Source organism: Curvibacter sp. EU05-FHT14A10, from assembly GCF_058791075.1.
Genome location: NZ_JBYTDE010000007.1, coordinates 154,214 through 176,495, shown reverse-complemented (window position 1 = coordinate 176,495; position 22,282 = coordinate 154,214). Strand labels below are relative to the sequence as shown.

Below are 22,282 nucleotides of genomic sequence, written 5' to 3'. Positions count from 1 at the left end.
TGTCCGCAACGCGGACGTGAAGCAGGCGCAGCCTGCGGCCGGCACCAGAACCTTCCCTCATGCCCACGTGCAAAAGGCACTCATGGAGTTCCTTTTGCTCGGCCGGGTGGCGTAAGCCGCACGGCGGCCCGCAGGGCCGGCATTCGGTTTGGGGCCGGCTCATGTCCGCCACGCGGACGTGAAGCAGGCGCAGCCTGCGGCCGGCACCAGAACCCCCTCCCTCATGCCCACGTGCAAAAGGCACTCATGGCGTTCCTTTTGCTCGGCCGGGTGGCGTCAACCGCACGCCGGCCCGCAGGGCCACCCAACCTGCGCCTTGCCCGTTTTCTCAGGCGCGAGGCGCATCGGTGCCCATGGACAGCGCACAAGCAAGCCCCCTCCTGACCCAGGCAGCAGGCAGGCGGGCGCCCAGGGATCCGCGGCCGTGACGGTTTGAACTGTTCAAAGATGGCGCTTTAGAATCAGCGCCCGCTGAATCTGTTTCAAATCGTTTCTCATGAGCCATCCCTGCCTGACCTGCGGTGCCTGCTGTGCCTCTTACCGCGTCGATTTTTCAATCCATGAGTTGGACGAAGAAGGTGGCACGGTGCCCGCCGGGCTGACGGTCGAAGTCAACCGCAGCACGTGCCGCATGCGGGGCACTGATCATGTGCCGATGCGCTGCGCGGCCCTCACAGGCAAAGTGGGTGAGAAGGTGGCGTGTGGTATTTACGAATGGCGTCCAGCCCCCTGTCATGAGCTGCAGGCTGGCGACCTCGGCTGCGAAAAGGCGCGGGCCCGCCACGGCCTGCCCCCGTATGCCGAGGTACTGGGCGACCGGATCGTTTGAGGCGATCCTTGTGCCGGCTTCAGCGGCCCGGCTCAGCGGCCTGGCTTCATCCACAGCGGCTCATGGCCGCTGGCGCTCCCGGTTGGCGCTTTCTTGGCCGGGCCGCAACCTGTGCAGTCGCTGCAAGCACCACAGCCAGGGGCCTCGCCCAGCTTCTTTTGCAGGCGCCCCAGGGGCTTGCGCCAGGCCGAAGGCAGCCAATACCACAGGGCATAGCCCCCGGCCAAGGCCACCACCAGACCCACAATCCATTGCTGCCACATGATCAAGCGCCTCCCAGCATCAAGGTGATTCGATAGGTGAGCCAGCTGGCCCCGTAGGCCAGCGCAAACAGGTACCCGGCCATCAGCGCCACATAACGCCAGCTGTTGGTCTCACGGCGCACGGTGACCAGGGTCGAAATGCACTGGGGTGCAAACACGTACCAGACCAGCAAGGACAGCGCCGTGGCCAAGGACCAGCTGTGCGCGATCAGCGGCCCCAGTTCGGCCGCCACATCCTCACCGCTGGCCGACAGGGCATACACGGTGCCCAGGGCCCCCACCGCCACCTCACGCGCGGCCAGACCCGGCACCAGGGCGATGGCGATCTGCCAGTTGAAGCCGATGGGTGCAAACACGGTTTCCAGCAGGCGGCCCAACTGGCCGGCAAAGCTGTACTGGATGGCAGCGCCGGTCGCCCCTTCAGGCGCCCCCGGGTAAGTGGACAAAAACCACAACACGACCATCAGGGCCAGGATGATGCTGCCCACGCGTTTGACAAAGATCGAAGCGCGCTCGAACAGCCCCTGGGCGAGGTTGCGCAGGCTGGGCCAGCGGTAGGCGGGCAACTCCATGACCAGCGGCGTGTGCCGGGCATGGCCGCGCCACAGCTTGAACACGGCGGCCACCGCCATGGCGCCCACGATGCCCATCACATACAGGCCGAACATCACCAGGCCTTGCAGGTTGAACACACCGCCCACCGTGCGCTCAGGGATGAAAGCGCTGATCAGCAGGGCATACACCGGCAGCCGGGCCGAACAGGTCATCAGCGGGGCAATCATGATGGTGACCAGCCGGTCACGCCAATGGGTGATCGTGCGGGTCGCCATCACCCCGGGGATGGCGCAGGCAAAGCTTGACAGCAGCGGGATGAAGGAGCGGCCCGACAAGCCCACCGTGCCCATCACCCGGTCCAGCAAAAAGGCCGCCCGGGGCAGGTAACCCGAATCCTCAAGCACCAGGATGAAGAAGAACAGGATCAGGATCTGCGGCAGGAACACCAGCACACCACCGGCCCCGGCCAGCACCCCATCGGCCAGCAGACTTTGCAGCACGCCGGCGGGCACCTGCTCGCGCACCAGCTCAGCCAGGCCATCCACCGCCCCCTTGATGGCATCCATGGGCACGGTCGCCCAGCTGAACACCGCCTGGAACATCATGAACAGCGTGAAGGCCAGGATCAACATGCCCCACAGCGGGTGCAGCACCACGCGGTCGATGGCGTCGTCGGTGTGCAGGGTGTCGGCCGGCGTCTGGACGGCCAGGCCCAGGATGCGCCGCACCTCCAGCTGGGTCGCCATCACCTCGTCGAAATGCGGCGCATGCCAGGCCCGTGCGGCCTGGCCAGGTCGGCGCGTGGACTGCCATTGCTCAAAGAAGGCCAGCAACTCTTGTGCCCCATCGTGCCGGATGCCCACGGACTCCAGCACCGGCATGCCCAGCTCACGCGCCAGCACCTCGCGGTCGATGTGGATGCCCTCACGGCGGGCCGCATCGCTCATGTTGAGGGCCAGCACCATGGGCAGCCCCAGGGCACGGGCCTCCAGCACCAGGCGAAGGTTGAGTTTGAGGTTGGTGGCATCGGCCACACACACCAGCAGGTCAGGGACAGGCTCGCCAGCGCGGTGTCCGGTCACGATGTCGCGCGTGACCGCCTCGTCGGCACTCAAGGCGTTCAGGCTGTAGGCCCCCGGCAGGTCGAGCACCACCACCCGCCGGCCGGCCGGTGTGGTGACCAGCCCTTCCTTGCGCTCGACGGTCACGCCCGCGTAGTTGGCCACCTTCTGGCGGCTGCCGGTGAGCAGGTTGAACAGCGCGGTCTTGCCGCAATTGGGGTTGCCCAGCAAGGCGGCACGAAGGTCGGGAGCGGTCTCGGTCATCAGATGCTCTTTTCCTCAGGGGCGGCCAGAGACGCCCGGATCAGCGCCGCTTCATGGCTGCGCAAGGCAAACGTGGTGTGGCCCACCCGCACCGCAATCGGATCGGCGGCCGGAAAGCCGCGCGCAATCACGCGCACAGGCTCGCCGGGCAGAAAACCGATCTCGAGCAGGCGCAACAGCAACTCCTGGTCTTCGGGCGAGCTGGGCAACTCCAGGCGCACCACCTGCGCATCCACGCGCAGTGGCAATTCATGGACTCCCATCTCCTGGGCGGGGGAGCTGGCCACGGAGGGCTTGGACATCGGCACAGTCGCCTTCTGAATGAAAACTATTCTTATTCTAGCCCTTCCAGAAAATGCGCCGCCTGTCGGAAATAAGCGACACCACGAAATTCTGGCGCCAGTAACGTCAGCGCCCATGCAACAGATCTGGGATATCTCCCCCTCCATCCACGCGGGCACCCCGGTGTTTCCGGGTGATGCCCCCTACCAGCAGCACTGGGCCGCCACTCTGGGTCCGGGCTGTCCGGTGAACGTCGCCACCCTCTGCCTGTCGCCCCATGTGGGGGCCCATGCCGATGCCCCGCTGCACTACGACGCCGCCGGCAGCCCGGTCGGGCTCCTGCCATTGGAGCCGTTTCTGGGCCCTTGCCGGGTGATCCATGCCGTGGGTTGCGGCCCGCTGCTGCACTGGTCGGATCTGGCCCACGCCCTGCCCGCCCATCAGGCCATGCCCCCCCGCGTGCTGGTGCGCTGTTACCGCCAAGCCCCCACACGATGGGACCCCGATCTGCCCGCCTTTGCCCCCGAGACGCTGGAGCAACTGGCCGACCTGGGTGTGTGCCTGGTCGGCATTGACAGCGCCAGCATCGACCCCGCCGACAGCAAGACGCTGGACAGCCATCAGGTGATCCGGCGCCGTGGCCTGCGTGTGCTCGAAAACCTGGTGCTCGATGAGGTGCCCGAAGGCGACTACGAGCTGATCGCCCTGCCCCTGAAGCTGATCAACGCCGACGCCTCGCCCGTGCGGGCCGTGCTGCGACGGCTGACCTGACACAAACACCCCCCCCTCCAACAACAGAAGGACCCCCACCATGTGCCCCTATCACAACACCTCAGCGAACCCGGAGCCGCCTGAAACGGCAGCCCCAGCCCACGCCACAGCGCAAATCGTGAAAGAAGAGCGCGCCCAGCTCGACTTCAGCCAGTCGATGAGCTACGGCGACTACCTGCAGCTGGACAGCATCCTGACGGCACAACACCCGCGCTCGCCCGACCACAATGAAATGCTGTTCATCGTGCAGCACCAGACCAGCGAACTCTGGATGAAGCTGATGCTGCACGAGCTGGGGGCGGCCATCCGCCACATCGCGGCCGACGACCTGCAGACGGCCTTCAAGATGCTGGCCCGCGTCAGCAAGATCATGGAGCAGCTGGTGCATGCCTGGGATGTGCTGGCCACCATGACCCCCCCCGAATACAGCGCCATCCGCCCCTACCTGGTGAGCTCCAGCGGCTTCCAGAGCTACCAGTACCGCTGCATCGAGTTCGCGCTGGGCAACAAGAACGCCGCCATGCTCAAGCCGCACGAACACCGCCCCGAACTGCTGGCCATGGTGCAGGAGCGCTACCAGAGCGCCTCTCTCTATGACGAAGCCCTGCGCCTGCTGGCCCGCCGCGGCCTGGCCGTGCCCGCCAGCCACACCGAGCGCGACTGGACCCAGCCCTACGAGGCCAGCGATGGCGTCGAACAAGCCTGGCTCACGGTGTACCGCGACCCCAAGGCGCACTGGGATCTGTATCAACTGGGCGAGGAACTCACCGACCTCGAAGATGCCTTCCGCCTGTGGCGCTTCCGCCACCTGACCACGGTCGAGCGCGTCATCGGATTCAAGCGCGGCACCGGCGGCACCGGCGGCGTGAGCTACCTGCGCAAGATGCTCGACGTGGTGTTGTTCCCCGAAATCTGGCGCCTGCGCACCGACCTGTGAGTGCCCCGCAGCGGGCGAGCTCGCCCCGGCGACCCATCCGGCGCTGACCGCAGGCATGTTGCAATGCACAATACCCCCATTGCAACTGCACGGAATCGGTCATGCGACGCGTTGTTTTCAATCAGAAGGGCGGGGTCGGCAAATCGACCATCACCAGCAACCTGGCCGCCATCGGCGCCCACCTGGGCCAACGCACCCTGGTGGTCGACCTGGACCCCCAGGGCAACTCCAGCCGCTACCTGCTCGGTGATGCGGTGGAGCAAGGCCTGAGTGGGGTGGCCGACTTCTTCGACACCACGCTCAAGTTCACGCTGCGGGCGCCCGCCACCAGCGACTTCATTGTGGCCTCGCCCTGGGAGAACCTGCACGTCATGCCCTCCAGCCCGGCGCTGGAAGAACTGCATGGCAAGCTGGAGAGCCGCTACAAGATCTACAAGCTGCGCGACGCCCTGCAAGAGCTGGCCGATGACTACGACGCCATCTGGATCGACACGCCACCCGCACTCAATTTCTACACCCGCTCGGCCCTGATCGCGGCCGAGTCCTGCCTGATTCCGTTTGACTGCGACGACTTCTCGCGCCGGGCGCTCTATGGCCTGCTCGACAGCGTCAAGGAGATCCAGGCCGACCACAACCCCGATCTGCGCGTGGACGGCATTGTGGTGAACCAGTTCCAGCCCCGTGCCGCCCTGCCCCGCCGCACCGTGCAAGAGCTGATCGATGAAGGCCTGCCGGTGTGCCAGCCCTACCTCAGCGCCAGCGTGAAGATCAAGGAATCGCACGAGCTGGCCCGCCCCATGATCCATCTGGACCCACGCCACAAGCTCACCCAGGAGTTGGTGGCCCTGTACGAATCGCTGAACGCCTGACAACAAAAAACCCCGCCCCGGAGAACCGGATGGCGGGGTTGTCAGCAGATGGCAGGCCCTTGGGCCGACACCGCGGGCAGGTTCAGAACAGCTGCAGGCTCACCCAATAGGCCACACCAGCCACAAAGGCCGACGCCGGAATGGTCAGCACCCAGGCCCAGACAATGTTGCCGGCCACGCCCCAACGCACCGCGCTGGCGCGTTGCACCGAGCCGACGCCGACGATGGCACCGGTGATGGTGTGGGTGGTGGACACCGGAACCCCCATCAAGGTGGCGATGAACAGCGTGATGGCCCCGCCGGTTTCGGCGCAGAAGCCGCCCACGGGCTTGAGCTTGGTGATCTTCTGGCCCATGGTCTTGACGATGCGCCAGCCGCCAAACATGGTGCCCAGGCCGATGGCCATGTAGCAGCAGATGATGGTCCAGGTCGGTGGGGCTGTTTCCTGGGCCGAGGCATAGCCCGTGGCAATCAACAGCATCCAGATGATGCCGATGGTCTTTTGGGCGTCGTTGCCCCCGTGGCCCAAGCTGTAGGCCCCAGCCGAGATCAGCTGCAGGCGACGGAACCAGCGGTCGATCTTGGACGGGCGCGTGCGGCGGCAGATCCAGGCCACGGCCACCATCATCAGCGAGCCAAACAGAAAGCCCAGCAGGGGCGAGATGAAGATGAAGGCCACCGTGCGCAGGATGCCGGCACCGATCAGGGCACTGGCCCCGGCCTTGGCGATCACCGCCCCCACAATGCCACCGATCAAGGCGTGCGACGAGCTGCTGGGGATCCCGTAATACCAGGTGATCAGGTTCCAGAAAATGGCCCCTGCCAGAGCACCGAACACCACGTGGATATCGATCACCCCCGCATCGGCAATGCCCTTGCCCACCGTGGCCGCCACGCTGAGGTGAAAGATGAAAATGGCGACAAAGTTGAAGAAGGCCGCAAACACCACCGCCTGCCCGGGCTTCAGAACCCCGGTGGACACCACCGTGGCAATCGAGTTGGCAGCATCATGAAACCCGTTCATGAAGTCGAACACCAGGGCCATGGCGACCAGCACCATGACAGCCCACAGTGCTACCGGAACATTGCTCATGTGAGTGCCCCAGATCAGGAATTCTCGAGGATGATGCCCTCGATCAGGTTGGCCACGTCCTCACACTTGTCGGTGATGGTTTCCAGCAGCTCGTAGATGGCCTTGAGCTTGATCACCTCGCGCACATCGGGCTCTTCGCGGAACAGCTTGCTCATGGCAGAGCGCATCACGCGGTCGGCATCCGACTCCAGGCGGTCAATCTCTTCGCAGGTCTTGAGCGCGGCTTCGGCCACCGGTTGATCGGCGATCTTGTCGAGCAGTTGCACCGCGTCGCGCAGGCGTTCACAGCATTTCAGGCTCAGGTCGGTGAGGCGGCTGATCTCATCGGTCATGACGCGCACGTCATACAGGGCCATGGTTTCGGCAGAGTCCTGAATCAGGTCAGCCACGTCGTCCATGGTGTTGATCAGCGAGTGGATCTGCTCGCGGTCAATCGGGGTGATGAAGGTCTTGTGGATCAGGCGGTTGACATCCTGGGTCACGCGGTCAGCTGCATGCTCGGCGGCATCCACGTCCTGGTTGTACTTCTCGCGCAGGTGGGGGTCGGCATAGTTGGCCACCAACTGGGAGAACGCACGCGCAGCCTCCACGATGTGCTGGGCGTGCTGGTTGAACATCTCGAAAAAATTGCCTTCTCGGGGCAACAGCTTGCCAAACAGCATGGCGACTCCTAGCGGACTGAGGGGGGTCACAGATTGTGACGAAAAAATGACAAAGCCTCTGATTCTAACCGGCCGGCCTGGATGGGCGGCTGCAGAGCCCCCCAACCCGCCCCCGTGCCAGACTCAGGCACCCCGGAAGATGAAGTACACCGCCCCGACCATGCACAGCCCGGCCCAGAGGTAATCGAGCTTGAGCGGCTGTTGCAGGTACAGCACCGAAAACGGCACGAACACCGTCAAGGTGATCACTTCCTGCATGATCTTGAGCTGCCCCACATTGAGTTGGGTGTAGCCGATGCGGTTCGCCGGGACCTGCAGCAGGTACTCGAACAAGGCGATGCCCCAGCTGATCAAGGCGGCGGTGTACCAGGGCGTCTGCGCCAGGCTCTTGAGGTGCCCGTACCAGGCAAAGGTCATGAACAGGTTGGACAGCACCAGCAGGGCAGCAGCCTGCAGCGGCACCGGAAACGATTGAAAAAAGGTCAGCATGGGCGCCATTATCCGCAGGCACCCCGCCTGATCCCCCAGATTTACCGTATGTCCACCAATCCACTGGGTCCATCGCGGCCGGGTGCCCCAAAGCACCGCCCATGAAAAAGGCCGGGTTCAAACCCGGCCTTGACAGCCACAGCGCCCCATCCGCAGACGCCGCGGAGGGCTGTGGCTTACTCGCCCAGATAGGCGGCGCGCACCTTGGGGTCGCTCAGCAGGTCCTTGCCCTTGCCGGTCATGGTGATCAGGCCCGACTCCATCACATAGCCACGGCTGGCGATGGCCAGCGCACGGCTGGCGTTCTGCTCGACCAGCACGATGGTCACGCCCTGGGCCGACACATCACGCACCACCTCGAAGATCTTGTCGACCATGATGGGCGACAGGCCCATCGAGGGCTCGTCCAGCAACAGCACCTTGGGCTGGCACATCAGGGCCCGGGCCATGGCCAGCATCTGCTGCTCGCCACCCGACATGGTGCCGGCCAACTGGTCGCGGCGCTCCTTGAGGCGGGGGAACAGGGCGAACATCTTGTCGATATCCGCCAGCACGCCGGCCTTGTCGTTGCGGATGAAGGCGCCCATCTGCAGGTTTTCGGTGATGGTCATGCGGGTGAACACGCCGCGGCCCTCGGGCACCATCACCAGGCCTTGCTTGACCAGGTCCCAGGCGCCCTGCCCCTTGATGGGCTTGCCCAGGTAGTAGATGTCGCCGGCGTTGGCCGCCAGACCGCCTGTGATGGCCTTCATGGTGGTGGTCTTGCCCGCACCGTTGGAGCCGATCAGCGAGACCAGCTCGCCCTCGTGAACCTCGAAGTCCACGCCCTTGACCGCCTGGATGCCCCCGTAGGACACCTTCAGGCCAGCCACTTTCAAAAGCGTTTTCGCTGTCATGGGTTTGTCTTTCTCACTCAATGGCCACCGGCGCCGAGGTAAGCCTCGATCACCTTTTCGTTCTTCTGCACGTCCGCGGGCAGGCCTTCGGCAATCTGCTTGCCGTAGTCCAGCACCGTGACGCGGTCGCACAGGCCCATGACCAGCTTCACGTCGTGTTCGATCAGCAAAATGGTGCGGTTGTCGCGCCGAATCTGGTCGATCAGCTCGCGCAGTTGCACCTTCTCGGTGGCGTTCATGCCGGCGGCTGGTTCGTCCAGAGCGATCAGCTGCGGATCGGTGGCCAGGGCACGGGCGATCTCCAGGCGACGCTGGTCACCATAGGACAGCGTGCGGGCCTTGAAATCAGCGTACTTGCCGATGCCCACGTAATCGAGCAGTTCTTGAGCGCGCTTGGCAATCGCAGCCTCTTCGGCCTTGAAGCCCGCCGTGCGGAAGATCGCGCCCAACAGGCCCGAGCCGGTGCGGATGTGGCGCCCCACCATGACGTTCTCGAGCGCGGTCATTTCGGAGAACAAACGGATGTTCTGGAAGGTGCGGGCAATGCCCGCCTTGGCCACTTCATGCACGGCCGTGGGCTGGTAGGGCTTGCCGGCCAGCTCGAAGTTGCCGGTGTCGGGCGTGTACAGCCCGGTGATGACGTTGAAGAACGTGGTCTTGCCGGCGCCGTTGGGGCCGATCAGGCCATAGACCTGGCCACGTTCGATGGTGATGCCCACATCGCTCAGGGCCTGCAGGCCACCGAAACGTTTGGAAATGCCGGACACCTTGAGTACGGTTTCTGCCATGGGTGTCTCTCCTTAACGAACTTGCTGCAGCGACTTGCCGTGTTCGGGCGCGGGCCACAGGCCACGCGGACGCAACAGCATCACGATGATCATGGCCAGCGCAATCAGCAGCTGGCGCAGGATGGCCGAATCCAGACGGCCGTCGGTCATTGCCTGCAAGGGGCCGGCCACGTAGCGCAACACCTCGGGCAGGGCCGACAGCAGCACAGCGCCCAGAATCACGCCAGGGATGTGGCCAATGCCACCCAGCACCACCATGGCCACAATCATCACCGACTCCATCAAGCTGAAGGATTCCGGCGACACAAAGCCCTGGAAGGCACCGAACATGGCACCGGCGACACCGCCGAAGCTGGCGCCCATGCCGAAGGCCAGCAACTTCATGTTGCGGGTGTTGATGCCCATGGCCTTGGCGGCAATTTCGTCTTCACGGATGGCCATCCAGGCACGACCGATGCGCGAGTCCTGCAGGCGGTAGCAGATGATCACGGTAAAGATCACCAACACCAGGAACAGGTAGTAGTACAGCGTGACCGAGTTGATGTCGTAGTCGCCGATGGACAGGCGCTTGGCCAGGTCCAGACCGAAGAAACTGATCGAATCGATCTGGCCCAGGCCCTTGGGACCGTTGGTGATGTTGATCGGGTGGTCCAGGTTGTTCATGAAGATCCGCACGATCTCACCGAAGCCCAGGGTCACGATCGCGAGGTAGTCACCGCGCAGTTTCAGCGTCGGGGCCCCCAGCAAGGCGCCAAAGAAGGCTGCGATCACCGCACCCAGCGGGATGATGGCCCACCACGGTGTGTGCAAGCCTCCCGGGAACATGGCGGCGATGGCCGCAAAGTTGTCGGTCAGCTGGGGCGAAGCCAGCAGGCCGAACATGTAGGCGCCCACGGCATAGAACGCCACGTAGCCCAGGTCCAGCAGGCCGGCATAGCCGACCACGATGTTCAGGCCCAGGGCCAGCATCACGTACAGCAGGGCCAGGTCGGCAATGCGCACCCAGGCGTTGCCAAAGAACTGCAGCAGCAAAGGCAGCAACAGCAGGGCCGCGCCGGCGGCCACGTACTTGAGGGTCTTGTTGTCTTGGTTCATGTTGATTCCCCCGATCAGGCGCGGTCGGCCACACGTTCACCCAGCAAGCCGGACGGACGCAGGGTCAACACGATGATGAGCACCACGAAGGCGAAGATGTCGGTGTAGTTGCTGCCCAGCAGACCGCCGGTCAGCGCGCCGATGTAGCCCGAGCCGATCGACTCGATCAGGCCCAGCAGGATGGCGCCCACCACGGCACCCGCCAGGTTGCCGATGCCGCCGAACACAGCGGCCGTGAAGGCCTTGAGGCCGGGCAGGAAGCCCATGGTGTGCTGAACGGTGCCGTAGTTGGCGGCGTACATCACGCCGGCAATGGCGGCCAGCACGGCCCCGATGATGAAGGTGGCCGAGATGACCATGTCGGGCTTCACACCCATCAACGCAGCCACGCGGGGGTTCTCAGCCGTGGCACGCATGGCACGCCCCAGCTTGGTGTAGTTGACCAGCCACATCAGCGACGCCAGAGAAACCGCCGTCACACCCAGGATCAGGATCTGGGTGGGCGTGATCACCGCGCCACCCACTTCGATCGGTGCCGAAGGCAGCAGCGAGGGATAAGGCTTGTAGTTGGGCTTCCAAATGATCATGGCCAGGGTCTGCAGCAGGATCGACATGCCGATGGCCGTGATCAGCGGCGCCAGCTTGGGGCTGTTGCGCAGCGGCCGGTAAGCCACTTTTTCAATCACGAAATTCAGCGTTGCCGAGACCACGCAGGCGATGATCACCGCGATCAGCAGGATCAGCCAACCGGGGGCTGAAGGCATCGCGTCCTTCATGAACCCGATGATGGTCCAACTGGTGAGTGCCCCGACCATCAGCACCTCGCCGTGGGCGAAGTTGATCAGGTTGATGATGCCGTACACCATGGTGTAGCCCAAGGCCACCAAGGCATACATGCTGCCGAGTACCAGACCGTTGATGATCTGCTGCAGCAATATTTCCATAAAGTTTCTCCGTTGAGTCAGATGCCGTGCCGATCCCCGGGCGGATCGCCGGGGCACAACAAAGCCGTCTTCCACCTAGCAAAAAACCCGCCAGAAAAATCGGATGCGGGTTGGTGGGCGGGATTGTAGCCAACGGTACAGAATGAAAAAGTTATTGACTGACCGGGGTTTACCCGTGTTTTGACCTGCATCAGCAGGCCTATTTGGGCATCACAAAAACTGATGAAAAACGCTGTTCATTCATGCATCTGCTGACAAGACCCGATGTGAAAACGGCTGACAGCGTCAACCGAGAACCCACCCATCGTGGCGCAAGATGGCTTGGCATCATAAATCATCGCTACAAGTTCAATAGCAACGACGGCTCGCCAAGCCGATGAAGCGGTGCGGGCCACGTCAACGCTGATTTCAATCCAGAACGCACCACAGCAGTGCATCCATGACCAGAAATGCTCACCGCCAATGCGCCGAACCTCAGAAATTCGGGATGAAAAAAAACTCAGCCGCGACGTGCGGCGTCGTCCAGCGCCCGCAAATGGGCCAGTTTCTCGCCAATCTTGAGCTCCAGCCCACGCGGCACGGGCTGGTACCAGGCGGGTTCCTCGATGCCCTCAGGCAGGTAGGTTTCACCCGCTGCATAGGCGTTGGGCTCGTCATGGGCATAGCGGTATTCGTGCCCGTAGCCCAATTCCTTCATGAGCTTGGTGGGCGCATTGCGAAGGTGCACCGGAACCTCACGGCTCTTGTCCTGCTTCACGAAGGCCTTGGCCTCGTTGTAGGCCTTGTAGCCCGCGTTGCTCTTGGCGGCCACAGCCAGGTAGATGACCGCTTGGCCCAGGGCCAGCTCCCCTTCCGGACTGCCCAGGCGTTCATAGGTCAGGGCCGCATCGTTGGCAATCTGCATGGCCCTGGGGTCGGCCAAGCCGATGTCTTCCCATGCCATGCGGACAATGCGCCGCGCCAGATACCGGGCATCCGCCCCCCCATCCAACATGCGGGTCAGCCAGTAAAGGGCCGCGTCAGGATGGGAGCCCCGCACCGACTTGTGCAAGGCTGAAATCTGGTCGTAGAAATTGTCACCGCCCTTGTCGAAGCGACGGCTGTTCAAGGTCAGGGCGTTCTGCAAGAAGTCGGCTGTGATGGCCGTGATGCCAGAAGCCTTGGCGGCAGTGCTCGTCTGTTCGAGCAGGTTCAAGAAACGCCTCGCGTCGCCGTCTGCATAGCCAATGATCGTGTCCCGCGCCAGGTCGTCGAAGACCAGATGGCCCAGGGCGAGTTCTTGGGCACGTGCCAGCAGCAGCTTCAGTTCGTCATCGGTCAGCGATTTGAGAACATAGACCTGCGCCCGCGACAACAGCGCCGAGTTCACTTCAAAGGAAGGGTTCTCCGTGGTGGCACCGATGAAGGTGACCAAGCCGCTTTCTGCATAGGGCAAAAGAGCGTCTTGCTGAGATTTGTTGAATCGGTGGATTTCGTCCACGAACAGGATCGTGTGCTTGCCCATGGACAGGTTTTGCTGGGCCTGCTCCATCGCAGCCCGGATGTCTTTGACCCCCGAGAACACCGCCGACAGGGCAATGAACTCGCACTTGAAGGCGGAGGCCGTGAGGCGTGCCAGGGTGGTTTTGCCGACGCCTGGCGGCCCCCAGAAGATCATGGAGTGGGGTTTGCCCGACTGAAACGCCAGCCTCAGAGGCTTGCCCTCGCCCAGCAAATGCGACTGCCCGACCACCTCGTCCAAAGTCTTGGGGCGAAGTGCTTCAGCCAGGGGGGCCGAAGGCTCTTGAGCGAACAAATCAGCCATGACTTGCCCCTAGGGAACAAGGGGAGAGCAGCCGGCGTTGTTCAACCGCCTTCCTGAGATGTGGAGACAGGAATGACTTGACCGTCTTGTCCAAACGAAGCGTCGTGTTCATTCCTCGATTGTCCACGCATCGGGGCATGGACTTCTGCGGCCCGCGTGCAATCTCAGACCAGTCCCAGATCACGCACCGCAGCGCCCGGAAAGACCCGCTGCAGCGCCTGGGGCCCCAAGCCGTACTGGCGCCCCAGCAGACCGGCAAGGACGCTGCGGTAATCGTTGAGCACCGGAAAATCCCGGTTCTGGAACAGGGTGGACGGGCTGATGGCCACCTGCTCGCCCAGCACCCGCCCGCCACGCAGGCCACCGCCCAGCACCCACAGCACCGAGCCATGGCCGTGGTCGGTGCCACGGTTGCCGTTTTCGCGGAAGGTACGGCCAAACTCGCTGATCACGACCACGGTGGTGCGGCCCCAGGCCTCGCCCAGGCCCTCGGCCAGCGCGGCCAGGCCCTGCCCCAGTTCGTCGAAGCGGCTGGCCAGCGCACCGGTGGCCCCCCCTTGTGCGACATGGGTGTCCCAGCCGCCCACATCGACAAAGCCGATGTCGTGCCCCGACTGCAGCAGATAGGCCAAGCGCCGCGCCACCTGCTCGAAGCCGCGGGCCGACATGGCCCGCCGGTCGGCGCTTTCCATTTCGGCCTGCAGGCTTTGGCGCGCCTCGGCCTGCACCTGAAAGCCTTCCCGCACCGGGGTGGCCAGGGTGCCGCCGCCGTACATGGCCTCGATGATGCGGGCCTGGCGTTCGTCCACCCCCGCCTTGCCCACCGAGGACAGGGCCACATTGGCCACGGGCACCGGGCCGCGCAGGGCCATGGGCAACTGCTCGGTGAAGGCAATGCCCAGGCCCTCGGCCCCGCCCAACTCGGCGCACAGCCGGTTCAGGAAACCGGATCGAAAATCGCGCCGCTCGCCCACGCCCTGCCCCAGCTCGATGCTGTCCTGGGTTTCAAAGTGGCTGCGCGTGAGGTCATCGGTGCCACAAAACGGGATGAAGGCCGCCTGCCCACGCTGGTACAGCGGCAGCACACTGCTGGCCAGGGCCGGGTGCAAGCCCCATTGCGCATCCAGCGACAAGGCCCCTTGTGGGCGACCGGGCCGGGCGATGGCGATGTTGGGCCGTGACTCCTCGTAAAAGGTGTTGGCCGTGGGCACCAGCAGATTGGCCGCGTCGTAGCCCCCGCGCAGAAACACCAGCAGAAACTTGCTGCCCCCCGCCCCCGGCGCGGCCCAGCTGTGGCTGCCGTGCAGGGCCAGGGGTGCCAGGCTGGCGGCGCCCAAATGCTGAAGAAGGTGTCGGCGTTGCATGAGGGCCTCGCTTTCGGGTCAGCGGTTCATGAATTCAGGGGACGACAGCAAGAAGGTGTTCCACTCCTGCGGCGAGGTGGCCTGGTCCAGGGCCTGCCGGGTGCGCGGGCTCAGATTGGGCGCCAGGCCCTGGTGGTACAGCGCGTTTGACAACTGGGGGAAGGCGGGCTTCTCAATCGGGGGCGTGGCCTCGGTCTTGAACAGGCCGGCCGGCCCCGAGCCGATGGCCCGGGCCACCTCGAAGCGGGTGCTCATCTGGCCCGCGCTGGACCAGGCCGCCGCCTCCAGCGGGTAGCCGTCTGGCGTGCTGCGGCCGTACAGGGGCTCGCCCAGGCGGTTGATCCAGTTCAGCACCGGGTTGGGGTTGAGGATGACGCGCCCGTCATAGGCCAGGCGCACGGCGGCCAGCACGTAGTGCACCGGGTCGCGAAACAAGGTGCCCAATGAAGCCGCGAACTCCGGGCTGGCAAACAAGGCGTTCAGCGTCGCCGCCATGTTGCCGTCGCTGCGCAAAAAGGCCGCCGCCACTTTGTCCACGAGCCCGGGTGCCGGCGTATCCGACACCCAGAAGAGAATCAACTTGCGGGCCACAAAGTGCGCCGTGGACGGGTGCCTGGCCAGCCAGTCGAGTGCCACCTCCACGCGGGCCAGCCCCCGCCCCGGCAAGGCTTGGCCCAACAGGGTCTGCGGGCTGTCGTCGTGGCGGCGCGGGTTGAACTCGAACAGCCCCCGTCGCACGTACTGCCCTTGAAGGGCCGGTGGCAACTGCGGAGGGGGTGCATCGGGCGGGTTGACCACGCCCAGGCCGCTCAGCACCCGCGCCAGGGCCTGCACGTCCTGCTGGGTGTAGCCCCCGCCGACGCCCAGGGTGTGCAGCTCCATCAGCTCGCGGGCGTAGTTCTCGTTGAGGCGGCCTGCCGCGTTGTGCTCGTTGTCCAGGTAGCGCAGCATGGCCGGGTGGTACACCGTGGCCCCCAGCAGCTCACGAAAGCGCCCCAGCGCATGCGGGCGCACGGCCTGCTCTTCGAAGTCCGGGATCAGGGCGCGCAGATTGCCTTTGTAGAGGTGCAGGCTGAAATGGTTCATCCAGAACCAGACCATCTGCTCCTGCACCTGCTGGGGTGAATAGAGAGCGCGCAGCACGAAACGCTGGGCCGATTCGCGCCCCTGGCGGTTCAGCTCTTGTTGATAGGCCTGCTGGGCGGCCTTCTTGGCCTCGTCATCCTTCAGGGCATCGGCCGCGCGCCGCTGCGCCTCCAGGGCCACCACGCGGGCCACCAAGGGCTCGCGGGTGATGGTCATGGCGTCAATCTGGGCCTTGGCTTCGGGCGGCAGCAGCGCACCGGGCTGCGGCTTGAGCTGCTGGGCCAGCCAGCGCGACAGGCCCAGACCCGCCAGCTGCCGTGCCGCCTCAGGGGTGGCGCCCCAGCTGAGGCGGTTGAGCCAGCGCACCTGGGCCGCCGGGCTGTCAGCCTGCGGATCACGCGGGCCACTGTCGGACGCCGGAACGGCAGCGCAGCCCGCCAAGCCCAGGCAGGCGCCGGCGGCAGATCCGCCGAGCAGGTGGCGACGCATCAGATCCATGATCGGTTTCCTGGTGGACCGCCTGCCGCCCGCACCGGCCGGGTGGCCAAGCAGTCTTCAAGCGATGAACACGCAACGACGAGCGACACGCAGACGTTGACAAACGGATGGTAAAGACCGCCTGATGAACACCTGTTTTCAGCCGCGGCTACTGCTGCACGACGTCGGCGCCCTTAGGGGCTTTGAACTGAAAGGCATCGGCCGGCAGGCTGGGGTTGGCCTGAAAACCGGTGAAGCTCAGCACCGATCGCTGGCCAAAGCTGTCCACGATGTCCAGGGTGGCCAGTTGCTCGCCCTTGAAGCCGATCTTCACGCTCTGGATCTGGCCGTCACGCGACTTGGGCAGGGCCTGCACCCACTGCTGCCCATCCTGCTCGGGCAAGGCCGCGAGCTTGAATTCAGCCTCCAGCGACTTGAGATCGGGTGCCGAGGCCAGCAGGGCCGCCGGGGTCGAACCCAACACCTGCGACTGTTTGCGCGCAGTGACCTGGTTCAGGTCCACGTCATAAAGCCACACGGTCTGGCCATCGGCGACCAGCTGCTGCTCAAACGGCTTGCGGTAGTCGAACCGGAAGCGCGACGGGCGCAGGAACTCGAACACGCCGCTGGAGCTCTTGCTGCGCGCCACCTGCCCCTCACGCGCCGGCGCCGTCACCACCTGGGTGAAGTCGGCCTTGCCACTGCGGGTGCCTTTGACAAAGGCTTCGAGCGCATCCAGGCCGCCGGCCAGGGCGGGCCCGGCCAGGATCAAGCCCAATCCCAGGGCTGCCAGAGGGTTTCGGATCTTCATGGGCTCACTCTCATTCGTTGCGTGCGGGCACCAGCACCTCGCGCTGGCCGCTGGTGGTGAGGGCACTCACCAGGCCGGCTTTTTCCATGTCTTCGAGCAGGCGGGCTGACCGGTTGTAGCCGATGCGCAGCTTGCGCTGCACATACGAGATACTGGCCTTGCGATCCTTGAGCACCACTTCAACGGCCTGGTCGTACATCGGGTCTTTCTCGCCGCCCTCACCCCCGCCCTCGCCGCCCGGGCCGTCGTCACCGTCCACGGTGCCGCCTTCGAGCACACCTTCGATGTAGTCGGGCTCGCCCTGGCTTTTCAGGTAGCTGACCACGCGGTGCACCTCTTCATCGCTGACAAACGCACCGTGCACCCGGACGGGGAAGCCGGTGCCACTGGGCATGTAGAGCATGTCGCCCATGCCCAGCAGGGCTTCGGCCCCCATCTGGTCCAGGATGGTGCGGCTGTCGATCTTGCTGCTCACCTGGAAGGCGATTCGAGTCGGGATGTTGGCCTTGATCAGGCCGGTGATCACATCCACGCTGGGGCGCTGGGTGGCCAAGATCAGGTGGATGCCGGCCGCACGGGCCTTCTGGGCCAGGCGGGCAATCAGCTCTTCGATCTTCTTGCCCACCACCATCATCAGGTCGGCCAGCTCGTCGATCACGACCACGATGTGGGGCAGGCGCTGCAGGGGCTCCGGGCTCTCGGGGGTCAGGCTGAAGGGGTTGTAGATGAACTCTTCCCGCGCCTTGGCCTCGTCGATCTTGGTGTTGTAGCCGGCCAGGTTGCGCACCCCCAGCTTGCTCATCAGCTTGTAGCGGCGCTCCATCTCGGCCACGCACCAGGTCAGGCCGTTGGCGGCCTGCTTCATGTCGGTGACCACGGGGGCCAGCAGATGGGGAATGCCCTCGTAGACCGACATTTCCAGCATCTTGGGGTCGATCATCAGCAGGCGCACATCACGGGCCTCGGCCTTGTACAACAGCGACAGGATCATGGCGTTGATCCCCACCGACTTGCCCGAGCCCGTGGTACCGGCCACCAGCACGTGGGGCATCTTGGCCAGATCGGCCACCACCGGGTTGCCGATGATGTCCTTGCCCAGGCCCATGGTGAGCAGCGATTTGGCCTCGTGGTAGATCTGCGAGCCCAGGATCTCACTGAGCTTGATGGTCTGGCGCTTGGCGTTGGGCAACTCCAGCGCCATGTAGTTCTTGCCCGGAATGGTCTCGATCACCCGGATCGACACCAGACTCAGCGAACGGGCCAGGTCCTTGGCCAGGTTCACCACCTGCGAGCCCTTCACGCCCGTGGCGGGTTCAATCTCGTAACGGGTGATGACCGGGCCCGGCGAAGCCAGCACCACGCGCACCTCGACGCCAAAGTCCTTCAGCTTTTTCTCGATGAGGCGGCTGGTCATCTCCAGGGTTTCAGGCGAGACCGTCTCCTGCCGCAACAGTGCACCGTCCAGCAGATCGACCTGCGGCAACTTGCTGTCGGGCATGTCGGTGAACAGGGGCTTTTGTCGCTCCTTGACCACGCGCTCGCTTTTGGGCACGTCCAGCATCACCGGCTCGATGATCTGCACCGGCTTCGGGTGGTGTTCACGGATTTCGATGCGCTCTTCGTGCACCACCTCCTCGCGTTCGCGCGCAGCACGCTTGCCCACCGCCAGGTCTTCGGCGATCTCGCTCTTCTTGCGGCGCGACTGCACCAGCGAATCCAGCGCCGCACCCAGGCGCTCGGCCGCATGGCCCCAGGAGAAACGGAACACCAGTGCGCTGCCGATCAGGCCCACGGTCAGGGTCAGCAGCGCCGACCCGGTGAAGCCCAGCCACTTCATCAGCAAGGGGCCCGTGAGGTAGCCCAGCACGCCCCCGGCGTGGCCCGGCAGATGCCCCTCGAAGCGGTACAGCCGGGTCCATTCCAGCGCCGTGCTGGCCAGCACCAGCAACACCAGGCCCAACCAGAAAGGCCAGCGCGACCCGGGCTGCCCGGTCTCGTCTGCACGCATCCAGCGCGCCAGGCTGGCCAGCCAGGCCCGCACGGCCGCAGCGACACCCCACCAGACGGAAAAGCCCAGCATAAAATAGCTGACATCAGCCAGCCAGGCCCCCAGGCGCCCACTCCAGTTCAGCACCTTCAGGCCGCCCCCCGTGGTCGACCAGGCCGGGTCTTGCGCATGGTAGGTGAGCAAGGCCAGAAGCCACAGCACCAGCAGGGCCGCCCAGACGATCAGGCCGATCTCGTGGGTGAAACGGCTGACCCCATAGCGCACCGGAGCGTCGCGGTCACGGGCCGGGGCGGAGGAATTCAGGGTGTGAAGGGAATAGGTCATAGGCAGTCAAGGGCGCCAAGCTTAGCGCAGCGCAAGCGTGTCGCGGCGCTGGGGCCGGCGGTGTTCAGGTCAGCTGCAGCAGCCGGTCCTTGACCGTCATGCAGCCGGCCTCGTCGGTCTGCACAAAGCCACGCTCCTCCAGGTCTTTCATGACCCGGCTGACCATCTCACGCGAGGCGCCCACCATCTTCGCAATGTCTTGGCGCGACAGCTTGTCGCGGATCACCAGCACCCCTTCAGGGCCCTCGCTGGCGTGCTCCATCAAGGCCCGGGCCACCCGGCCGTACACGTCCATCAGGGCCAGCGATTCGATCTTCTGATCCGCCTGGCGCAAACGCTGCACCAGTCGCTTCATCACGGCATAGGCCACGCTGCTGTTGTCCTGCAGGCAACGCAGGAACTCGGCCCGCCCCAAAGTCAGCACATCGGTCTGGATCTCGGCCCGCACGGTGGCCGAATGGGTCTGGTTGTCGATCAGGCTCATTTCGCCCAGGTGATCACCCGTGCGCAAGGTGGCCAGAATCACTTCACGCCCCCGCTTGTCAGTGGTCAGCACGCGAACACGGCCATTGAGCAAAATGTAGAGCGCATCCGATTTGCTGCCCTGCTCCACCAAGGCTTCGCCGCGCTTGAAGCGCCGCTTGACCACCACCCGCGAAATGAGCTCGGCCTGGGCCGCTGTCAGCAAAGCGAACAAGGGCACACGCCGCAGCAGTTCAAGGTTGGACACCATGGTCGTCATGTCGTGAAATCTCCTTGGCACACCCGGCGTCATCACCGGATGCTGAGGTTAACAGGGGCTTGTAAACCCACCCGGGGCCTGAATCTGGATTAGATTCTTACAATCGCGATCATTGAAAACACAGGGCCACCGATCCGGTGGCACCAGTTGATACTTCTGCAGCGCCCCCATATACAGGGACCCCACGGTCGCTATTTCATCAGGCTTTTACCATGTCTAACACCAAACACGCCAAAGTTCTCATCCTCGGCTCCGGCCCTGCCGGCTACACCGCTGCAGTCTATGCGGCGCGCGCCAACCTGAACCCGGTGCTGGTCACCGGCATGGCCCAGGGCGGCCAGCTCATGACCACCACCGAGGTCGATAACTGGCCAGCCGATGTCAATGGCGTGCAAGGCCCCGAGCTGATGCAGCGTTTTCTGGAGCACGCCGAGCGTTTCAAGACCGAGATCGTCTTTGACCACATCAACTCGGTGGACCTGTCCAAGCGCCCCTTCACCCTGAGCGGCGACAGCGGCCAGTACACCTGCGACGCCTTGATCATCGCCACCGGCGCCTCGGCCAAATACCTGGGCCTGCCCTCGGAGCAAAGCTTCATGGGCCGCGGCGTGTCAGGCTGCGCCACCTGTGACGGCTTCTTTTACCGTGACCAGGATGTGTGCGTGGTCGGCGGCGGCAACACCGCGGTCGAAGAAGCCCTTTATCTGTCGAACATCGCGCGCAAGGTGACCCTGATCCACCGCCGCGACAAGTTCAAGGCCGAACCCATCCTGGTGGACAAGGTGGCTGAAAAAGTGGCGGCGGGCAAGATCGAACTCAAGCTGTTCCGCACCTTGGAAGAAGTGCTGGGCGATGCCTCGGGCGTGACCGGCGTGCGGCTGAAAAGCACCGAAGACGGCAGCACCGAAGACATCGCACTGACCGGCTGCTTCATCGCCATCGGCCACCAGCCCAACACCGAGATCTTCCAGGGCCAGATCGACACCAAGGACGGCTACATCGTCACCCGCTCGGGTCTGCAGGGCTTTGCCACCATGACCAGCGTGCCGGGCGTGTTCGCCGCCGGCGATGTGCAAGACCACATCTATCGCCAGGCCATCACCAGCGCCGGCACGGGCTGCATGGCCGCGCTGGACGCCCAGCGCTTCCTGGAGCAGGACGGTCAGGCCTGAAAACGACGGGGCTGACGCAGTACCACTGACCGCTGCCTGCAAACCGCTTGTAGGCAGATCCGGCCCCAGGCTATAATCTTTAGCTTTGCTGAAAAGGCGCGGTCTCAGGCTGCACCCAATTTGCAAATTACCTCCACCGCCACCCTGCCGGGTGCCTCGGGCCTGTCCCGAAACACGTTGGCAAGTGCCTTGACCGGCCCGGGTGGCGAGGTGCGGCTCAGGCCGTTAACAGTCTTAGGAGTGTCCACATGGCACGCAAATGTGAAGTCACGGGCAAGGGCCCGATGGTCGGGAACAACGTTTCCCACGCCAACAACAAAACCAAGCGCCGGTTCCTGCCGAACCTGCAATACCGCCGTTTCTGGGTTGAAACTGAAAACCGTTGGGTTCGCCTGCGTGTTTCCAGCGCCGCTCTGCGTCTGATCGACAAGAACGGTATCGACTCTGTGCTCGCAGATCTGCGCGCACGTGGCCAGGCTTAAGGAGAATCACCATGGCAGCCAAAGGCGGACGCGAAAAGATCAAGCTGGAATCCACTGCGGGTACCGGCCACTTCTACACCACCACCAAGAACAAGAAGACCACGCCCGAGAAGATGCTGATCAAGAAATTTGATCCGAAAGCTCGCAAGCACGTCGACTACAAGGAAATCAAGCTGAAGTAATTCAGCCCTTTCCCTCGAAGCCACCCGGCCCC

Annotated in this window: 23 protein-coding genes; 7 read left to right on the top strand and 16 right to left on the bottom strand. The window is 64.3% G+C overall.

Translation table 11 applies throughout. The annotated features are described in order from the left end of the window. The first annotated feature begins 496 nt into the window (after positions 1-496). The gene (locus AC3WUT_RS15425) at positions 497-829 is read left to right on the top strand and encodes a YkgJ family cysteine cluster protein (protein WP_492347961.1); all 333 of its coding nucleotides are present in this window, start codon (positions 497-499) and stop codon (positions 827-829) included. Between the two features lie 32 nt (positions 830-861). Here the strand turns inward: AC3WUT_RS15425 and AC3WUT_RS15420 are convergent, their stop codons facing one another. Genes AC3WUT_RS15420 through AC3WUT_RS15410 form a run of 3 tightly spaced genes read right to left on the bottom strand, consistent with a single transcriptional unit; the run spans position 862 to position 3,274 of the window. Beyond that, on the bottom strand, positions 862-1,092 hold the full coding sequence (locus AC3WUT_RS15420; protein WP_492347960.1) for a hypothetical protein: 231 nt from the start codon (positions 1,090-1,092) through the stop codon (positions 862-864). A 2-nt stretch (positions 1,093-1,094) separates the two neighbouring features. After that, a complete protein-coding gene (gene feoB, locus AC3WUT_RS15415) occupies positions 1,095-2,972 on the bottom strand; it encodes a ferrous iron transporter B (protein WP_492347959.1) in 1,878 nt (625 codons plus the stop codon). Further along, a complete protein-coding gene (locus AC3WUT_RS15410; protein ID WP_492347958.1) occupies positions 2,972-3,274 on the bottom strand; it encodes a FeoA family protein in 303 nt (100 codons plus the stop codon). Before AC3WUT_RS15410 ends, feoB begins: the two co-directional genes overlap by 1 nt. 115 nt (positions 3,275-3,389) lie before the next feature. Between AC3WUT_RS15410 and kynB the strand changes: the two genes are divergently transcribed. The 3 genes from kynB (at position 3,390) to AC3WUT_RS15395 (ending at position 5,831) form a co-directional block, all read left to right on the top strand. Next, positions 3,390-4,025 (top strand): arylformamidase, encoded by a 636-nt coding sequence (kynB, locus tag AC3WUT_RS15405; RefSeq protein ID WP_492347957.1) that lies wholly within the window; start codon positions 3,390-3,392, stop codon positions 4,023-4,025. A gap of 40 nt (positions 4,026-4,065) precedes the next feature. Further along, positions 4,066-4,962, top strand: coding sequence for a tryptophan 2,3-dioxygenase (gene kynA / locus AC3WUT_RS15400; RefSeq protein ID WP_492347956.1), 897 nt, complete (start codon positions 4,066-4,068; stop codon positions 4,960-4,962). A 101-nt stretch (positions 4,963-5,063) separates the two neighbouring features. Next, the gene (locus tag AC3WUT_RS15395) at positions 5,064-5,831 is read left to right on the top strand and encodes a ParA family protein (protein WP_492347955.1); all 768 of its coding nucleotides are present in this window, start codon (positions 5,064-5,066) and stop codon (positions 5,829-5,831) included. A gap of 82 nt (positions 5,832-5,913) precedes the next feature. Here the strand turns inward: AC3WUT_RS15395 and AC3WUT_RS15390 are convergent, their stop codons facing one another. The 13 genes from AC3WUT_RS15390 to AC3WUT_RS15330 form a co-directional block, all read right to left on the bottom strand. Next, the gene (locus AC3WUT_RS15390) at positions 5,914-6,924 is read right to left on the bottom strand and encodes an inorganic phosphate transporter (protein ID WP_492347954.1); all 1,011 of its coding nucleotides are present in this window, start codon (positions 6,922-6,924) and stop codon (positions 5,914-5,916) included. 14 nt (positions 6,925-6,938) lie between these two features. Continuing rightward, the gene (locus AC3WUT_RS15385; RefSeq protein WP_492347953.1) at positions 6,939-7,586 is read right to left on the bottom strand and encodes a DUF47 domain-containing protein; all 648 of its coding nucleotides are present in this window, start codon (positions 7,584-7,586) and stop codon (positions 6,939-6,941) included. Between the two features lie 123 nt (positions 7,587-7,709). Continuing rightward, positions 7,710-8,084, bottom strand: a complete 375-nt coding sequence (locus AC3WUT_RS15380; RefSeq protein ID WP_492347952.1) for a DMT family protein — start codon at positions 8,082-8,084, stop codon at positions 7,710-7,712. Positions 8,085-8,251: 167 nt separating this feature from the next. Beyond that, positions 8,252-8,971: an ABC transporter ATP-binding protein gene (locus AC3WUT_RS15375; protein ID WP_492347951.1), complete on the bottom strand. Its 720-nt coding sequence runs from the start codon at positions 8,969-8,971 to the stop codon at positions 8,252-8,254. A gap of 17 nt (positions 8,972-8,988) precedes the next feature. Then, complete coding sequence (locus AC3WUT_RS15370) at positions 8,989-9,759, bottom strand: ABC transporter ATP-binding protein (RefSeq protein ID WP_492347950.1); 771 nt, start codon at positions 9,757-9,759, stop codon at positions 8,989-8,991. A gap of 12 nt (positions 9,760-9,771) precedes the next feature. Continuing rightward, the gene (locus tag AC3WUT_RS15365; RefSeq protein ID WP_492347949.1) at positions 9,772-10,854 is read right to left on the bottom strand and encodes an ABC transporter permease subunit; all 1,083 of its coding nucleotides are present in this window, start codon (positions 10,852-10,854) and stop codon (positions 9,772-9,774) included. Between the two features lie 14 nt (positions 10,855-10,868). Beyond that, positions 10,869-11,798: a branched-chain amino acid ABC transporter permease gene (locus tag AC3WUT_RS15360; protein WP_492347948.1), complete on the bottom strand. Its 930-nt coding sequence runs from the start codon at positions 11,796-11,798 to the stop codon at positions 10,869-10,871. Between the two features lie 499 nt (positions 11,799-12,297). Beyond that, positions 12,298-13,602, bottom strand: a complete 1,305-nt coding sequence (locus AC3WUT_RS15355) for a replication-associated recombination protein A (protein ID WP_492347947.1) — start codon at positions 13,600-13,602, stop codon at positions 12,298-12,300. 164 nt (positions 13,603-13,766) lie between these two features. Further along, on the bottom strand, positions 13,767-14,966 hold the full coding sequence (locus AC3WUT_RS15350; protein WP_492347946.1) for a DUF1501 domain-containing protein: 1,200 nt from the start codon (positions 14,964-14,966) through the stop codon (positions 13,767-13,769). 18 nt (positions 14,967-14,984) lie between these two features. Next, the gene (locus AC3WUT_RS15345) at positions 14,985-16,550 is read right to left on the bottom strand and encodes a DUF1800 domain-containing protein (RefSeq protein WP_492347945.1); all 1,566 of its coding nucleotides are present in this window, start codon (positions 16,548-16,550) and stop codon (positions 14,985-14,987) included. Positions 16,551-16,698: 148 nt separating this feature from the next. After that, complete coding sequence (gene lolA / locus AC3WUT_RS15340; protein WP_492347944.1) at positions 16,699-17,340, bottom strand: outer membrane lipoprotein periplasmic chaperone LolA; 642 nt, start codon at positions 17,338-17,340, stop codon at positions 16,699-16,701. Positions 17,341-17,350: 10 nt separating this feature from the next. Then, positions 17,351-19,672 (bottom strand): DNA translocase FtsK, encoded by a 2,322-nt coding sequence (locus tag AC3WUT_RS15335; protein ID WP_492347943.1) that lies wholly within the window; start codon positions 19,670-19,672, stop codon positions 17,351-17,353. 64 nt (positions 19,673-19,736) lie between these two features. Continuing rightward, positions 19,737-20,414 carry a Crp/Fnr family transcriptional regulator gene (locus AC3WUT_RS15330; protein WP_492347942.1) on the bottom strand — a complete coding sequence of 226 codons (678 nt, stop codon included), beginning with the start codon at positions 20,412-20,414 and terminating at the stop codon, positions 19,737-19,739. A gap of 212 nt (positions 20,415-20,626) precedes the next feature. Here AC3WUT_RS15330 and trxB point away from each other — a divergent pair, with 212 nt between their 5' ends. The 3 genes from trxB (at position 20,627) to rpmG (ending at position 22,250) form a co-directional block, all read left to right on the top strand. Further along, the gene (gene trxB / locus AC3WUT_RS15325) at positions 20,627-21,586 is read left to right on the top strand and encodes a thioredoxin-disulfide reductase (RefSeq protein ID WP_027478048.1); all 960 of its coding nucleotides are present in this window, start codon (positions 20,627-20,629) and stop codon (positions 21,584-21,586) included. A gap of 248 nt (positions 21,587-21,834) precedes the next feature. Further along, the gene (gene rpmB / locus AC3WUT_RS15320) at positions 21,835-22,068 is read left to right on the top strand and encodes a 50S ribosomal protein L28 (RefSeq protein WP_019574657.1); all 234 of its coding nucleotides are present in this window, start codon (positions 21,835-21,837) and stop codon (positions 22,066-22,068) included. A gap of 11 nt (positions 22,069-22,079) precedes the next feature. Beyond that, on the top strand, positions 22,080-22,250 hold the full coding sequence (gene rpmG, locus AC3WUT_RS15315; RefSeq protein WP_019574658.1) for a 50S ribosomal protein L33: 171 nt from the start codon (positions 22,080-22,082) through the stop codon (positions 22,248-22,250). Positions 22,251-22,282: the final 32 nt, after the last annotated feature.

What these genes read in the sequence shown, in the direction of transcription:
- AC3WUT_RS15425 (WP_492347961.1), top strand. Translation starts at nt 497, where the DNA reads ATGAGCCATCCCTGCCTGACCTGCGGTGCCTGCTGTGCCTCTTACCGC.
- AC3WUT_RS15420 (WP_492347960.1), bottom strand. Translation starts at nt 1,092, where the DNA reads ATGTGGCAGCAATGGATTGTGGGTCTGGTGGTGGCCTTGGCCGGGGGC.
- feoB (WP_492347959.1), bottom strand. Translation starts at nt 2,972, where the DNA reads ATGACCGAGACCGCTCCCGACCTTCGTGCCGCCTTGCTGGGCAACCCC.
- AC3WUT_RS15410 (WP_492347958.1), bottom strand. Translation starts at nt 3,274, where the DNA reads ATGTCCAAGCCCTCCGTGGCCAGCTCCCCCGCCCAGGAGATGGGAGTC.
- kynB (WP_492347957.1), top strand. Translation starts at nt 3,390, where the DNA reads ATGCAACAGATCTGGGATATCTCCCCCTCCATCCACGCGGGCACCCCG.
- kynA (WP_492347956.1), top strand. Translation starts at nt 4,066, where the DNA reads ATGTGCCCCTATCACAACACCTCAGCGAACCCGGAGCCGCCTGAAACG.
- AC3WUT_RS15395 (WP_492347955.1), top strand. Translation starts at nt 5,064, where the DNA reads ATGCGACGCGTTGTTTTCAATCAGAAGGGCGGGGTCGGCAAATCGACC.
- AC3WUT_RS15390 (WP_492347954.1), bottom strand. Translation starts at nt 6,924, where the DNA reads ATGAGCAATGTTCCGGTAGCACTGTGGGCTGTCATGGTGCTGGTCGCC.
- AC3WUT_RS15385 (WP_492347953.1), bottom strand. Translation starts at nt 7,586, where the DNA reads ATGCTGTTTGGCAAGCTGTTGCCCCGAGAAGGCAATTTTTTCGAGATG.
- AC3WUT_RS15380 (WP_492347952.1), bottom strand. Translation starts at nt 8,084, where the DNA reads ATGGCGCCCATGCTGACCTTTTTTCAATCGTTTCCGGTGCCGCTGCAG.
- AC3WUT_RS15375 (WP_492347951.1), bottom strand. Translation starts at nt 8,971, where the DNA reads ATGACAGCGAAAACGCTTTTGAAAGTGGCTGGCCTGAAGGTGTCCTAC.
- AC3WUT_RS15370 (WP_492347950.1), bottom strand. Translation starts at nt 9,759, where the DNA reads ATGGCAGAAACCGTACTCAAGGTGTCCGGCATTTCCAAACGTTTCGGT.
- AC3WUT_RS15365 (WP_492347949.1), bottom strand. Translation starts at nt 10,854, where the DNA reads ATGAACCAAGACAACAAGACCCTCAAGTACGTGGCCGCCGGCGCGGCC.
- AC3WUT_RS15360 (WP_492347948.1), bottom strand. Translation starts at nt 11,798, where the DNA reads ATGGAAATATTGCTGCAGCAGATCATCAACGGTCTGGTACTCGGCAGC.
- AC3WUT_RS15355 (WP_492347947.1), bottom strand. Translation starts at nt 13,602, where the DNA reads ATGGCTGATTTGTTCGCTCAAGAGCCTTCGGCCCCCCTGGCTGAAGCA.
- AC3WUT_RS15350 (WP_492347946.1), bottom strand. Translation starts at nt 14,966, where the DNA reads ATGCAACGCCGACACCTTCTTCAGCATTTGGGCGCCGCCAGCCTGGCA.
- AC3WUT_RS15345 (WP_492347945.1), bottom strand. Translation starts at nt 16,550, where the DNA reads ATGGATCTGATGCGTCGCCACCTGCTCGGCGGATCTGCCGCCGGCGCC.
- lolA (WP_492347944.1), bottom strand. Translation starts at nt 17,340, where the DNA reads ATGAAGATCCGAAACCCTCTGGCAGCCCTGGGATTGGGCTTGATCCTG.
- AC3WUT_RS15335 (WP_492347943.1), bottom strand. Translation starts at nt 19,672, where the DNA reads ATGACCTATTCCCTTCACACCCTGAATTCCTCCGCCCCGGCCCGTGAC.
- AC3WUT_RS15330 (WP_492347942.1), bottom strand. Translation starts at nt 20,414, where the DNA reads ATGACGACCATGGTGTCCAACCTTGAACTGCTGCGGCGTGTGCCCTTG.
- trxB (WP_027478048.1), top strand. Translation starts at nt 20,627, where the DNA reads ATGTCTAACACCAAACACGCCAAAGTTCTCATCCTCGGCTCCGGCCCT.
- rpmB (WP_019574657.1), top strand. Translation starts at nt 21,835, where the DNA reads ATGGCACGCAAATGTGAAGTCACGGGCAAGGGCCCGATGGTCGGGAAC.
- rpmG (WP_019574658.1), top strand. Translation starts at nt 22,080, where the DNA reads ATGGCAGCCAAAGGCGGACGCGAAAAGATCAAGCTGGAATCCACTGCG.